Source organism: Chryseobacterium sp. KACC 21268, assembly GCA_028736075.1.
Classification (GTDB): Bacteria; Bacteroidota; Bacteroidia; order Flavobacteriales; family Weeksellaceae; genus Epilithonimonas.
Genome location: CP117875.1, coordinates 3013566 through 3027563, shown reverse-complemented (window position 1 = coordinate 3027563; position 13998 = coordinate 3013566). Strand labels below are relative to the sequence as shown.

Here is a 13998-nt window from a genome sequence, read left to right as displayed (position 1 = left end):
ATCTTTAAGGAATTATTATTGTAAATTTTTTAAAAAATCTATACTAATTGTTCACAGAATACTGTCATAACTATGTATTTGCGAGATCATTGTGCTATGAATACCTCAGAAGTAAATAATAAAAAACGAAAAACAGATTGACTCTATCACCACATAACACGCAAATTATCCTCAACAACCTATTCCAATTAATATTCTTTAATATCTTCATATCTACTTTTCGTCAATACTTCTTTAACTTGAGAGTATAAAGGTTCTTTCATAAACCTTTTCCATTTTTCTCTACATACCTTGTTATTATTTTAAATCCAGACCAATAACTCAGCGTTTTAAAGCAGTAGGAAAAAGTTTGATTTTTTCGTTTCTTAAAAGCGGATTTTTTATTTTTCTGTATTTTATTGAAAAGTCTCAAATAAATGGGTAAAGAATCTACCTATCTATTGGAAAAGAGAAAACTCCTTGACACTGGAACTATAAAAGACTAGAAATGATCAGTAGAAATACTCACTATTAATGTTTATGCTTTAACCAAAAGATTCCCGGAATGCTGATTCCCCTCAGAATCAGCAATAGATAACCAAACGTTAGTAAAAACAATTCCATCCTTTTCATCCATGTCAAGAAGTATTTTTTCATCTTTTGCAGAAATTACTTTACCCTGAAACTGTTGGTTTTTGTCGTCTAGCACGCAAACGTTGGTCCCTATCAAATCTGCAGTTTCTACTTCTTCAACATTAATATCCTTTAACTTTACCTTAGAAATAGGTGGAAAAGAAAGACCAGTACCTAAAGCCTGAATTGAAGCTACGGGAATTTCTTTGTCCAAAAAAATATCTGTAACTACATATAATTGATTTGGATTTTCATCTTCTAATGGGGTATGAAATTTTACAATTTGGCCTTGTTTTGTAGGTGTCATGGAAGAATTTTTTTAGATAAGTAAATTTACAATTTAATTATTTAATCTGCAATATTAATATAATCTGGCTGATCTATTTCAAATAACCATAAAAAGGGCATTGCTGGAAAGTATACCAAAATAGAAGTTAAAATAAAAATTAAACGGTACAAATTTTACCTAAACTTTTTTTAGTTTCTAATAGTTATAATGATGAATTGCAAAGAATAAATTGCCACTTTGAGCAGTGAGTCAAATTAAAAGTTGATAAGTTATGACACAACCTACCAAAAAGGATTTCATAAAACGGATGATCTGGAACCACTGAAAATGATAATTAGCTACAAAAATTATTGGCGGAAATTACACAGAGTTATTAGTAAGATCTAATCTTGAAATTCCTATTCATAAATTAATATTGATTATTAAATTATTTTGACATTATTTTTGTATCTAATAGTCAAGATCAAATCTTGTCTATGGCAAAGTATATTTTTAATACAACACTAGAGCGTTCGAAGCTAATGTCAAAAATAAAGGGAAAAGACACACAACCAGAAATCATTTTTAGAAAGGCACTATGGTCGGAAGGGCTGCGTTACTGGCTTAATGTGTCGAAGCTTCCAGGAAAGCCAGATGTCGTTTTACGTAAGTATAAGGTTGCCATTTTCATTGACGGGGACTTTTGGCACGGCTATAATTGGGAGGAGAAGAAGCTCCGTATCAAATCGAATGCTGAATACTGGATCAAAAAAATAGAACGGAATATGGAAAGGGACCTTGAAAATACTGCTGCATTGCAAGAAATGGGATATACAGTATTTAGGTTTTGGGAGCATAACATTAAGAAAGACCTGACAAGTTGCCTCTTCCAAGTCAAGTCCTTTATAGAAAGCTATTCCTAAATAAATTATATTACTTTTGCGAAAACTCATTTTCTAATGTCGCAAACATAGCTTCCTTATGCATTCTTTTTATAGTCGTTGACCCTTTGCTGATAATAATGGATCGGGCAAGTTTTAAGGTATTGCAGGAATTTATGCAAATCAATGGCCATACTCCATGCAGTGGCGGCACTGTAGTTTCTTGGCTTCCCATCTTGAATTTGACACCTATCCAATTGAACCAATAATATATTGTTACGTCAAGGTATTTCTCCTGATACCTTAAATTGTCTTTTTCATTGAATACAATGGCTTAGATCGGATCTATTCTATATAGCTTCTGAGCTTTTGAGAATGTAGTCGACCGTATCTTAAGGAAAGCAAGCTTACCTGTTAAATTGTAGCTAAGATCCGGCACAAAAGGGTCAGTTGCCATTGCAGTATATAAAGCGAGGTTCAGCTGTGCACCACAAACTTGATATCATTATCAAGCTTTGATTTTTAAAGTACTGTGAAATCTAAACCTACTAAATTAATTAACATACAATTTTAACTAAATGTTATCATAATAGTGGGTTGTACAAATTTCATACGCAATTATATAATAATTAGATATTCATACTATGAAGCCTTGAGTAATGTGGATCGATTTATAAAAGAGTTTTTTTTATTGTCAGAGTAGTATTTAATAGTATAGATTTAATGCTGTTTGATAAAAATTTTAAAGTTCTTCAATTAGTGCAAATCTCTATATTGAAAGAATTTTATTATTCGTATTTTTACGGTTTATTAAATTGAGAATATACGAGGTATGAAGCATATTGAACTGTTTGCTGGATGTGGTGGAATGAGTCTTGGACTAAAATCAGCTGGATTTGATTTATTGTTCGCTAATGAAATTTCGCCAATGGCTGGGCAGACTTTTGCTTATAATTTTTTAGATGAAGACATCGCTAAATTAATTGAAGATAATAAAGTAATCGCAAAAACATTTTGGATTAATAGTGGATTTTCTCACAAATCGCTGAAATCTCGACTAAATGAAAATCCATTTATTGGAAAAAAGCCATATAGCGATCTGACTAATACTTCAAACTTAGATGGTAAGCTTTTAATTGGAGATATAAACAGTTTACTATCTTATATAATTAAATCTAAAAAATATAAATCATTAAAAGATTTAGATATCGACATAATATCTGGAGGTCCGCCATGTCAAAGTTTTAGCTTAGCAGGTAGAAGGGAAAAGGATAACGAAAAAAATTTATTGCCTTTGTCCTTTGCTAAATTTGCTGGATTAGTTAAGCCCAAAGTTGTCCTGTTAGAAAATGTTAAAGGTATTACGATTCCATTTTTAGAAAACCAAGAAAAATATCACGCGTGGTTAGAGGTTTCGAAAGCATTTGTTTTAGAAGGTTATGTTCCAATTTGTATGATGCTTAATTCAAAATATTTTGGAGTTCCTCAAAGTAGACCCCGATTTATTTTGCTTGCTTATAGAAAAGATATTTTTGATAAACTGCGTACTAAATATAATGATGAGGATAGTAAAAAAATATTCGAAATATCAGAATCATTCAGTAAAAAGGTTAGACAGAATAGGCATAATCTTAATGAGGTGAAAATTGATGATTTTAAATATTTTGATATAGAAGAAGAAAAGAAGCTATTCAATGGTATTTTATTACCAAATATTACAAATTCAAAATCAGAATTTATTTCAGTATCACTCGCCATTGATGATTTATCAAAAAAAAATACGGCACCTTCAAATTATGTTCAAAACCTAAATAACAAATTTTTTAAAGAATTTAATTATGAAAAAATTTTAAATTTTGAGGAAAGAAGACATAATTTAATTACTCAAGCAAGATTCCGCTTTTATCAGGTTTTAGAAAATATTGATTCAAATTATAAAAAAGATTTTTATAGGCTTCTCACTATAGATAAATATGAAGAGAATATTTTAGAACCTTTTTTTGACAAAATTAAAAACTTTTTCTTTTTTGCCCCTAATGTTGATTTATCAATATATGAAGAAAGATTGCTGGAAAATATTAAAGATTTTATAAATTTGTTAAAAACTATAAAAACTAAGAAAAGAAGTCAAAGAGCCTTAAGAAAAAATTATCCTGCTCCGGCACAACTTACTATTCCCGACGATATGTGTCATTACGATGAAACGAGAACTTTAACAGTACGCGAGATGGCAAGGATCCAATCTTTTCCGGATTGGTTTCAGTTTAAGTCTAAAGTAACTACAGGTGGTGATTTGAGAAAATACGAAGTGCCACAGTATTCTCAAGTTGGTAATGCAGTACCACCTCTTTTAGCTTTTAATCTTGGTGTTTTAATAAAAAAACAATTAAATGATCTCAATTGATGATTTCAAAATAGCTTGTATAAACGAACCTCACGATGTAGTGATTCAAAAATATATTATTGAGGGTGACTCATATTTCTTTAAAGAAATATTCCCGGAAAAAACAGAATTTGAATTTAAAAGGAATATTGCAAATATTTTAAATGTTCATATTAGGGATATTGTTATTGTTGGTTCTGGAAAGCTTGGTTTTAGCTTGAAACCTGAAATTAACCAACCAGGTTTCTATCGTTATAGAGAGTTTGATTATAATTTTAATGTAGACAATACAAATGAAAAATCTGATTTAGATATAGCAGTTATTTCATCTCAATTATTTGATAAGGAAATGAAAAATCTTTTTAATCATACAAATTTTTATAATGCTGAATTCGTAAAAAATTGGGGAGGAAGAACAGATCTAGGGAAGTATTTTTTGAAAGGAAGGTTGGCTTCAAGATTTTTTCCTGTAGATTTTAAATTAACAAAAGAAATTGAGGGAGTACAAAGTAAGTATCAAATGCAGTATGGGAGAAAAGTAAATATTGAAATATATAAATCTTGGTACTTTTTTGAAATATATCACAAACAAAACATTCAAAATATTCATCTAAATTTAATAGCATAATAATGGATTTAAATTATAAACTTAAAGAGAGCATTCCTTCAAATTCATTTAAGATTATTGAATTATATAATAAAATACATTCAGGTCAATTATCACCATCACCAAATTTTCAACGTAATTTAGTTTGGAAGAAACAGCATAAATACGAATTTATTAAAACTATTTTAATGAATTTTCCATTTCCGGAAGTATATATTGCGAGTATAGCAATGGATGTCAAGACATTACTATCACAGGAAGTTGTTGTTGATGGACAACAACGATTGACAACAATCGTTGATTATATTAAAGGTGAAAACGATTTTAAAAATCAAAATAAACTTATATCATTTGAAAACCTTGATATTGACGCAAAGAGGCAATTCTTGAATTATCCTGTATCAGTGAAAGATTTGAAGGATATTGAGATGTCAAATATCAAAGAGATTTTTCAGCGAATTAATAGTACAAACTATGCTTTGAATAGTAATGAAACATTAAATGCACAATTCGGCGATGGAGAGTTTGCAATGTTTGCTAAACAGCTTGTAGATAAAAATTTAGAAGTTAGTGAAGCAATTACAGATGTAATTATTAGCGACGAAGAACGAAATTTTGTAATTGATTTTCTTTTTGAGCATAATGTATTTAAAGAAAATGATATAAAAAGGATGTTTGATTCTCAATATATTATGCTTATTACTTCAACGATTTTAGATGGTAAATATTTTGGAAGGAATAATAGGATAAATAGTTATTTAGAGCAATATAATTCTGAGTTTGCAAACTTTCATGAACCTTTACAAAAATTTATAAATTCTTTAAAAATTATTAATAACTTAAAACTTGCAAAAGAAAGTTATTGGTTTAATAAAGCAAATTTATTTACATTAATTATTGAATTTCAAAATTTAAAATTTGAAGAAATTAATTTTGACAAATTAGAATATTATTTACTTGACTTAGAAGAAAAGGTTGATATTTACTTTGATGGAAGCGAGGATCAAATGGAAATTCTCTCAAACGATGAAAAAAGATATTTTGAGGTAGCAAGACAAGGAAGTCATGAACTGGCGGCTAGAGAACATAGAGCAAAGGTTATTAAGGATATTGTTTTAAAATCACTTTTTGATGAAAATGAAAAAACAGAAATAAAATCTACCACTACAAAAACAGTAGAGGGTGATCAAGTGTTGATTATTCCGACTAAAACTGGTTTGTCTAAAAATATCATCGATGCAACATCAGTCGTAAGAAATTTTCTGAAAGACAAAGGAATTCACAATTATGAGAATCAAGAACTTGGTCAGGATAATAAAGTAAAATTAGAAGGAGTCTTTGTAAGTGATAATTCTGAAATGCCAACCACTATCTCACTCTACAGATCAAATGGAAGAGGAGATTACAGGATTTGGTTTACTGGATTAGGTGATTTCGCCCAAGCTGATGATAAATTAATTATAACTTATCAAGAAGGAATTATAAAAATATATAATCTTAGAAATCATAGTATCTTGAAAGAATAAAATCATTCAAAAGCCTCATTTATAATGAGGCTTTTATGGAAATTCAGAATGTTGATATTATCTGACCATTTTAAGAATTGCAGTTTCTAAATCGTCGCCTTCTTTAGTATAGCATTGAATATGGCAATTATACTTCTTAGTTTTTTCAATTAAGTCATCAAGCGACTCGCCCCCAGAATAATATATTAGTAAAACTTTTGTAAATTCTGGCATATTATCTAAAATATCAATAATTTCTTCTCCAGTTAATGTGCCCAAATCGTGATCAATCATAATAAGATTAGGATTACTAACTATTAAGTCTTGTTCAATTGTGTCTCCATTAACTCGATGATCAATTACAAGTTCACAACCTCTTACTAAAAATTTTGATTGGAGATTATATTCGAATGAATCTTTATATTCTAAATCGTCTTCATACATCAAAATAGTAAATTTATCCATGGTTTTATTTTTTTATCTTTTGTTAAATATTATTATAAATTCTGCGCCGTTCTGAAAGTTTTCATTAAGTAAAATTGATGCATCAATTTTTTCTAATAATTCTTGAATATGAGTAAGCCCTAATCCTGAACCATTTGTAGTTGTGAAGCCATAATCAAATATCCTTTTATAATTTTCACTTTTAATACCTATTCCATTATCTCTCACATTAATTTGAAATTGATCAACATTTTTATTTATTAATAGAACTTCTATTTTAGGTTTATATCCATTTTCTTTTTCTCCCAATCTTGCAGTGACCGCTTTCTTGGAATTATTTATTAAATTATCTAGTATAATAGTCATTTCAATAGGTTTAAACGTCGTGTTAAACGCACTCAATTCGCCTGCGGAAATTTCAAACTCTATGATATTCGACATAAATGGTTTTACGACATTTATTAGATACTGCTCAATGAATGAGACTAAATCTAAATTTGAATCTTTAGCTTCTATTTTAAAATTTGCTTTCGTAGCAAATTTAGATATTGAATAAATTTTATTCAATTCGTAATTTAGCTTCGAAAATACATTTTTTAATTCTGAATTTGGAATTTCTAAATTGTTATCGATTTTAAAAATTACTCCCTTAATATAATTTTGTATTGTTCCTGTTGAAATTCCAATATGATGCATCAGATTTAAAACGTCATCAAATTCTTGAGACTTGATTGACTTTAAAAATAAATTTTGAGATCTTGTCTCCTCCAATTCTTTATTTGCTTCTTCAACTTTTTGTTTAGATTCCCTATCTTTTTTTTGCAAATTTTCAAGATCTATTTTTAAATTAGATATAATACTTTCTTGCTCTCTCAATTTATCGCGGTGGATTTGGAGGGCAATTATCGCTTTAGATGTTACAGCATCAGTATTATATTTCGTCAAATTAAAAATTTCCTTGTCTATTTCATTATTTTTATCTGCTTTTCTCTGAATAATCCTATTTAATGTATCAGTATCAATCTTATGTTTTTCGAAATCTTCTAGAATCTTTATAAATTCTCTTTCTGATTGTTCTTTTTCTTCTTCTATTTTATCTAATATTAAATCTTGATTTATGAAGATTTCAATGACTGTTTCTGGTTTTGCTCCCATAATTGAGTGTATACTTTCATATACCCTTCTTTTCTTAGTTTTGATATCTTCACGATATTCTAATTCTTCATCAGTAAGTTCGCCAGAGATTATTTTTCTTTCTATCAAACTTATTGAATCTTTATCTTCTTTTGGTATGCTATCCCAATTGAGACCATCAACTACATACCTTTCTAAACGACGTAAAGTTTTGAAGAAAAAACTTTTATTATCCTCTCGAAGTGTTAAAGAATTAAAACTGTCATTACGAACAATCCCTTCTCTACTAGATACTATTTGAAAATCATTTTCACTGTCGGTGATTTCAATTCGTCCAACATATTCCCTTAAACCAATAAATCTAGCATATCCTTGATTTTTTCGCTGATCAATGCCTAACCAATCATTTCCATATTCACCATATGGTGGTATACGGAAGCCGTTAATAAATAGGAAAATTGATCCATAATCAACAGCTCTGATACCTGTTTGTTTAGTGAAAAAAGCTTTGGCATACGGATTCAAATAATACAAAGTTATCTTTGCATTTTTTATAAGAGGGAAAAATTCATTTTTCTCCCGAATTCTGAAGATGATTTCTCCCTTATCTTTCAATTCAGTACATATCTCATCTCCATTTAAAGTACTTTCAACACTTGTGCTTTGAAAATCTAATTTTTCAAAAATTGTATTTTCAACTTTCCCAATAAATTTTTTATGCGGTTCTTCTAAACTGTTTTCTCTTTCAAATTCTGGCGCACTAATATATATACCAAAATCATTTTTTTCAAATGCGTGATTGGGGTTAATAAGTTTTTCTAAATATTTTTTAATATTGGTAAGCTTATCTGTATTCCAACCTATAAAATTTCCCTCTCTATCTATATTAGGTCTAACCCATTTTGATCTTAATTTCACAATTTCTAGAACTACTCCGTGATCAAATGGTTTAATACCGCTTTGTTTAAGTTCACTTATGGATAGATAGAAATATTTTAATTTTATTTCACCGATCTCTTTGTTTATGTCATTAACTTCAAAAAGTTTCCAATCAATTTGAAGTTTTAAAAAATGATTTTCTTTTTTTGTTTTTGTGTAGACATTCAAATATTCTCCTAATCTGTCACAAGAAAATCTTCCAACTCCTTTTGCACCAGCCATTGTACGGTTAAATTGATATGCGTTTTCTTTCTTTTCTGAATAGGCAATATTTAGCCACTTATTTTGAATGTCTAGGAAATCCATGCCGACACCATCATCTCTAATAATAATCTTGGAGGCCATATTACTAAGTTCAGTAGAATACTCATCATCATTATTTAAAATATTTAAAAATGAGATAGTAACCTTTTTTGCATCTGCATCGAAAGAATTTTTCACTAATTCTAAAATAGCAATATTGTCATCATTAATTAAATCCTTACCAATGATACTTTTTATCTGGATATTTGTTTTAAAATGTAAATTTTCGTTATCCATATTATTATTATTATTTATAAGTATCTCCATAAATAATTAATCAACATTATATAAAGATTATTTTAATTCTTTTAAAATACAAGTTTTACTTTTAAAATCATCTAAAGCTACAACTAAATATTTATAAAATTTACAAACAATTTTTTTTACCCGTCAATTTCTAGGTATTCCAGATAGCTGTCAACAAAGTGTATTTCTTATTAAAATTTTGACATTAACTCAGTAAAATGAATGTCAATTTTGTATTGATAATAATTTTCTTGTACTATTTTCCAATGTGAAGCAGGAACCATTTAAAACAAAATAGTCTAATGACCCACTTGTACCAACTTCTAGAACTATTTGTATGTCTTCAAAAGCAAAAAGCCATTCTAGATCGTAATTTGTAAGATTATTAATTTAATCAATGCCCACGTAATTTGGCTTTTTAATATACGGATTAGGTAATTCAAAACCTAAACGCCTGTAGAATAATTTTTTCAAGATATTATTATACTTTCCTGTTCAAAAATTAATTGTCAATATATTATTTCCCGACATAATATTTTTCTCAGTTCTATTTCTTAGCTGAGATTTTATATAGTAGCCAACTAATCTTTTCTCGTTGAATTATCAACAAAGTATGACTGACAATTTCAACAAAAAATATTATACATTAAATCATTTTGTGGGTTAATCTGAAGCATACCAATTAACTGTAGTTGCTAGTCAAATTTAATAACGATTAAAAGTACTTCTTTTTGTCTAAAATAAAAAATCCAACTCTCGTTAGAACTTAATATTTAAATATCTTTTTTATAGTGGTCGAAATCAAAATTAAATTTTAATAAATCTTGTGGATGAATCATTAAGGCTTGCGAAAGTTTTACAAGTGTTCTAATTGTAAGATTTATTTTTCCTTGTTCATATTTACTTATGTCACTTGAATCTATTCCGGTTAAAAATTCTAAATCGTCCAGTGTTTGTTTATTCTTTGTTCTAATTTCAAAAATTTTTTTACCAATTTCTTTCAAAAAATCTTCAGTGATATTCATTTACAAGCATTTTGGCTAAAGTCTTGACTTTTTAAAAAAATCTTTTGGGGATATATACCTAAATCGAAAAATTTAAGTATATTTGTGACATATGTTACATTAATGTAACTTTGCGATACTTCAAAGAATATTAGAAGCTATTGCTTAGAATCTCAATTCGAAAACTGGTACTTATAGACACGAGATGATAAGCAGAAAGCTCACGACCTAGGCGTGGGCTCTCTTATCTGTGTCAAAGGTATACCAGTACCCCGAATTGGATAATGTAGAGTCCCACGCCGTCTTTTTTTTATGCAGTTCGCTTCCTCTCTACACTAAAATCTAAGCCCGCTTCCTAAAACATAGTATCAGACTACACGATACAATAGGAGGGTACAACCTATTGAGGCTTTCAATAGCTCACTCGGGACACAGATTTCATTCATATCAAACTCTTTCCGGTGCCTTGCGGTCACTGCTTATAGAACCTCACCAGTCCTTTTTCACACCAAAGGGCATCAGGAAAGTTTTTATCCATCAATGAATCTACTACTATAATTACAAAAAAACAAAAAAGCCCTTTCCCATCAGTTCGCACACCTACAGGGAAAGAGCAAAGCTTAGTAATTACTGAACAATTAAAAAACCTTTTACAAATCTATGAAAAATTCCTATTACAAGATAGGAGGTATTTTCTTTGGCCTTATGCTGACCGCTGTCAGCACCAACACAAAAGCCCAAACACGCACCATTTCCGGTACCGTAACCTCATCCAACAAGCCTCTTTCAGGAGTAACCATCTCCCAACAGGGCAGTGATCAGGTAACCACCACCAGCGAAAACGGGACCTATACATTACAGGTTTCAGCAGAAAATCCCATCTTAGTGTTCAGACACCCTGATTATTCAGAAGAGCGAATCAAAGCCAACAATCAGAAAGTCATCAATATCAGTTTAAAGGAAAATGTAAAGGGAATCGAAGAAGTTATTCTCAATGCAGGCTACTACAAGGTCAAAGACAAGGAAAGAACCGGTAGTATCGCCAAAGTCTCGGCAAAAGACATAGAAAACCAGCCCGTCAACAATGTGCTTTCCGCACTGCAAGGCAGAATGCCGGGTGTCAGCATCACCCAGAACTCAAGTGTCCCGGGAGGCGGCTTTGATGTGCAGATCAGGGGAAGGAACAGCTTAAGAAGCTTTACGACCACCGGCTATGACGGAAACAAACCGTTATATGTTGTGGATGGTGTTCCTCTGCCTCAGATCAATGATTTCAGCACGGGGATGTCCGCCAACATCCTTCCATACAGTGAAACAAACCCTTTAAATTCCATCAATCCGGATGAGATCGAGTCTCTGGAGGTTCTCAAAGACGCCGATGCAACCGCCATTTACGGCAGTAAAGGAGCCAATGGGGTCATTCTGATCACCACAAAAAAAGGAAAAAGGGACAGGACGGAGTTCAATCTGAGAACCAGTTACGGGCTTGGAGAAATGACCAACCTCCCCAAAATGATGGATCTTGAAGAATACACGGCGATGCGGAAACATGCTTTCGCAAATGACAGGGTAGCGGTCCCTTCCAATGCCTATGACATCAATGGCGTGTGGAGTCCGACAAAATATACAGACTGGCAAAAATACTTTGTGGGAAACACCGCTGAATACTCGGATGTTCAGATTGGTGTGTCCGGTGGCAGCGGCAATACGCAATTCTCAATTACCGGGGGACATAATGAAGAGACCACTATATTTCCCGGGAGTTACCGCTACACAAGAAATAACCTTGGCGTCAACCTTAGCCACAGCAGTGCGGACCGAAGATTTCAGATCGCTTTCAATGGGACTGCAGCGTTACAAAAAAATATCCTGCCGCCTACCGATTTTAATGCGGTCTATGCAACGCTGGCGCCCAATGCGCCCGATCTTTACAGTGCCAACCATGCGATCAACTGGGAGAACAATACCTTTACCAATCCAATGGGGCCTGCCACACAGACCTATTCGGTCAGAACCAAAAGTTTGAATGCCAATGTCACATCAAGCTATGTCATTGGAGGTGGATTCAGTGTGAACCTTAACAGCGGTTACAGCAATTACAACACTAATGATCAGAAGATCTTTCCAAAGACCACCTACAATCCGTCCAGCAATATTGGAAGCAGCAATTCTTCCTTAAGAAAAGGGCAGAAGCTGAACCAGAGCTGGATCCTCGAACCGCAGCTCAACTATGAAAAGAAATGGAGGAAAAACCAATTTTCAGCATTGGTAGGTGCTTCATTGCAGGAACAGAAATCTGACAATCTGGTCATTGTGGGCACTAATTTCCCATCGGATGAAATGCTGACCAATATTGGTGCCGCAGCCGTCGTTACCACCCCAAATGCCTATGAATCCCTGTACCGCTACCAAGCCGTTTATGCCAGATTCAATTACGGTTATAACAAACGTTATTTTTTAAACCTGACAGGCAGGCGTGACGGGTCGAGTCGATTTGGTTCTGAAAGAAGGTATGCGAATTTTGGGGCCGTCGGCGCTGCATGGATCTTTTCAGAAGAGAACCTATTTAAAGGGTGGTCGTGGCTGAGTTTTGGAAAACTCAGAACCAGCTATGGGGTCGCAGGGAACGACCAGATCGGGGACTATCAATATTATGATACGTACCAGTCCACCGGCGGATCCTATGGAGGTTCTTCAGGCTTGTTGCCACAGCGGCTTTACAATAAAAATTTCGGCTGGGAGCAGACCCGTAAGTTTGAGGCCGCTTTAGAAGTTGGACTGTTCAAGCAAAGGCTGAATCTGAATGTGGGTTATTACCATAACATCAGTTCCAATCAGCTGGTCGGTATTCCAATGCCTGCTACGGTAGGGTTCAGCAGCATTCAGGCTAATTTGGATGCCACTGTCAGAAACAGGGGTCTTGAAGTGTCGCTGCAGTCGGTCAATATCCAGAGTGATCACTGGAAATGGACCACCAGTCTCAATTTCACCTTGCCTGAAAACAAACTGATGGAATTTCCAAACCTTGAAAGGTCCACCTATGCCAACAAATTTGAGATAGGAAAGGCCACCACTCTGGTCAAGCTATACCAGTACACAGGCATCGATCCCGTCACAGGTCTGTACACTTTTCTTGATGCCAATCAGGACGGCATCATCAATGCCGCTGACCGCGTCGTCAGCAAAGAGATCAAAGAGTATTGGTATGGAGGTCTACAGAACAGCATTCAGTACAAGAACTGGAGTTTCGACCTGTTATTACAGTTCGTCAGTCAAAGCCAGTCCAACATGTATACACAATATAGTAGCATCGGTTCGATGTCCAATAGACCCGCTATCTTCAATGATTACTGGACACCGGAGAATCCGGACGCCCAATTCCAAAAACCAAGTGCTGGATACAATACGGCAGCCACTGCGGCGGGTACTTTTTTCATCAACAGTGATGCGACCGTTTCAGATTCCTTCACCTTAAGGGTTAAAAATGCAACCCTCAGTTATAATATTTCAACAACAGACAAGGCCAGGTCCAAAGCTAAAATATTTATGAGCGGGCAGAATCTGTTCGTGTTCTCGAACTATAAAGGCAGCAGTCCGGAGTTTCTCCTTCCGGGATACAGTGGTCCGCTGAGGGTTCTCAGCTTCGGAGTCTCATTAACCTATTAAACAGCA

9 protein-coding genes are annotated in these 13998 nt (G+C 32.7%); 5 read left to right on the top strand and 4 right to left on the bottom strand.

What is annotated here, in order from left to right; translation table 11 throughout:
• Positions 1-517: 517 nt before the first annotated feature.
• Entirely contained in the window at positions 518-919 is a 402-nt protein-coding gene (locus PQ459_13935) for a hypothetical protein (protein WDF45999.1), read from the bottom strand.
• A 458-nt stretch (positions 920-1377) separates the two neighbouring features.
• Between PQ459_13935 and PQ459_13930 the strand changes: the two genes are divergently transcribed.
• The 4 genes from PQ459_13930 to PQ459_13915 all read left to right on the top strand — a co-directional run bounded on the left by PQ459_13930 (position 1378) and on the right by PQ459_13915 (position 6277).
• Positions 1378-1803, top strand: coding sequence for a very short patch repair endonuclease (locus PQ459_13930; protein ID WDF45998.1), 426 nt, complete (start codon positions 1378-1380; stop codon positions 1801-1803).
• 790 nt (positions 1804-2593) lie between these two features.
• Positions 2594-4165, top strand: coding sequence for a DNA cytosine methyltransferase (locus PQ459_13925; GenBank protein WDF45997.1), 1572 nt, complete (start codon positions 2594-2596; stop codon positions 4163-4165).
• Positions 4152-4772, top strand: a complete 621-nt coding sequence (locus PQ459_13920; protein WDF45996.1) for a hypothetical protein — start codon at positions 4152-4154, stop codon at positions 4770-4772. The genes PQ459_13925 and PQ459_13920 overlap by 14 nt, the downstream gene beginning before the upstream one ends.
• Before the next feature lie 2 nt (positions 4773-4774).
• On the top strand, positions 4775-6277 hold the full coding sequence (locus tag PQ459_13915; protein ID WDF45995.1) for a DUF262 domain-containing protein: 1503 nt from the start codon (positions 4775-4777) through the stop codon (positions 6275-6277).
• 57 nt (positions 6278-6334) lie between these two features.
• Here the strand turns inward: PQ459_13915 and PQ459_13910 are convergent, their stop codons facing one another.
• From PQ459_13910 to PQ459_13900, 3 genes are all read right to left on the bottom strand, one after another.
• Positions 6335-6721, bottom strand: coding sequence for a hypothetical protein (locus PQ459_13910; GenBank protein ID WDF45994.1), 387 nt, complete (start codon positions 6719-6721; stop codon positions 6335-6337).
• 12 nt (positions 6722-6733) lie between these two features.
• Positions 6734-9313 (bottom strand): sensor histidine kinase, encoded by a 2580-nt coding sequence (locus tag PQ459_13905; GenBank protein ID WDF45993.1) that lies wholly within the window; start codon positions 9311-9313, stop codon positions 6734-6736.
• A gap of 782 nt (positions 9314-10095) precedes the next feature.
• Positions 10096-10347, bottom strand: coding sequence for a helix-turn-helix transcriptional regulator (locus PQ459_13900; GenBank protein ID WDF45992.1), 252 nt, complete (start codon positions 10345-10347; stop codon positions 10096-10098).
• Between the two features lie 639 nt (positions 10348-10986).
• On the opposite strand from PQ459_13900, the gene PQ459_13895 reads away from it, so the two are divergent.
• Positions 10987-13992 (top strand): SusC/RagA family TonB-linked outer membrane protein, encoded by a 3006-nt coding sequence (locus tag PQ459_13895; GenBank protein WDF45991.1) that lies wholly within the window; start codon positions 10987-10989, stop codon positions 13990-13992.
• Positions 13993-13998 lie beyond the last annotated feature (6 nt).

Excerpts from the sequence above, each read along its gene's own strand:
- PQ459_13935 (WDF45999.1), bottom strand. The coding sequence starts at position 919 with ATGACACCTACAAAACAAGGCCAAATTGTAAAATTTCATACCCCATTA.
- PQ459_13930 (WDF45998.1), top strand. The coding sequence starts at position 1,378 with ATGGCAAAGTATATTTTTAATACAACACTAGAGCGTTCGAAGCTAATG.
- PQ459_13925 (WDF45997.1), top strand. The coding sequence starts at position 2,594 with ATGAAGCATATTGAACTGTTTGCTGGATGTGGTGGAATGAGTCTTGGA.
- PQ459_13920 (WDF45996.1), top strand. The coding sequence starts at position 4,152 with ATGATCTCAATTGATGATTTCAAAATAGCTTGTATAAACGAACCTCAC.
- PQ459_13915 (WDF45995.1), top strand. The coding sequence starts at position 4,775 with ATGGATTTAAATTATAAACTTAAAGAGAGCATTCCTTCAAATTCATTT.
- PQ459_13910 (WDF45994.1), bottom strand. The coding sequence starts at position 6,721 with ATGGATAAATTTACTATTTTGATGTATGAAGACGATTTAGAATATAAA.
- PQ459_13905 (WDF45993.1), bottom strand. The coding sequence starts at position 9,313 with ATGGATAACGAAAATTTACATTTTAAAACAAATATCCAGATAAAAAGT.
- PQ459_13900 (WDF45992.1), bottom strand. The coding sequence starts at position 10,347 with ATGAATATCACTGAAGATTTTTTGAAAGAAATTGGTAAAAAAATTTTT.
- PQ459_13895 (WDF45991.1), top strand. The coding sequence starts at position 10,987 with ATGAAAAATTCCTATTACAAGATAGGAGGTATTTTCTTTGGCCTTATG.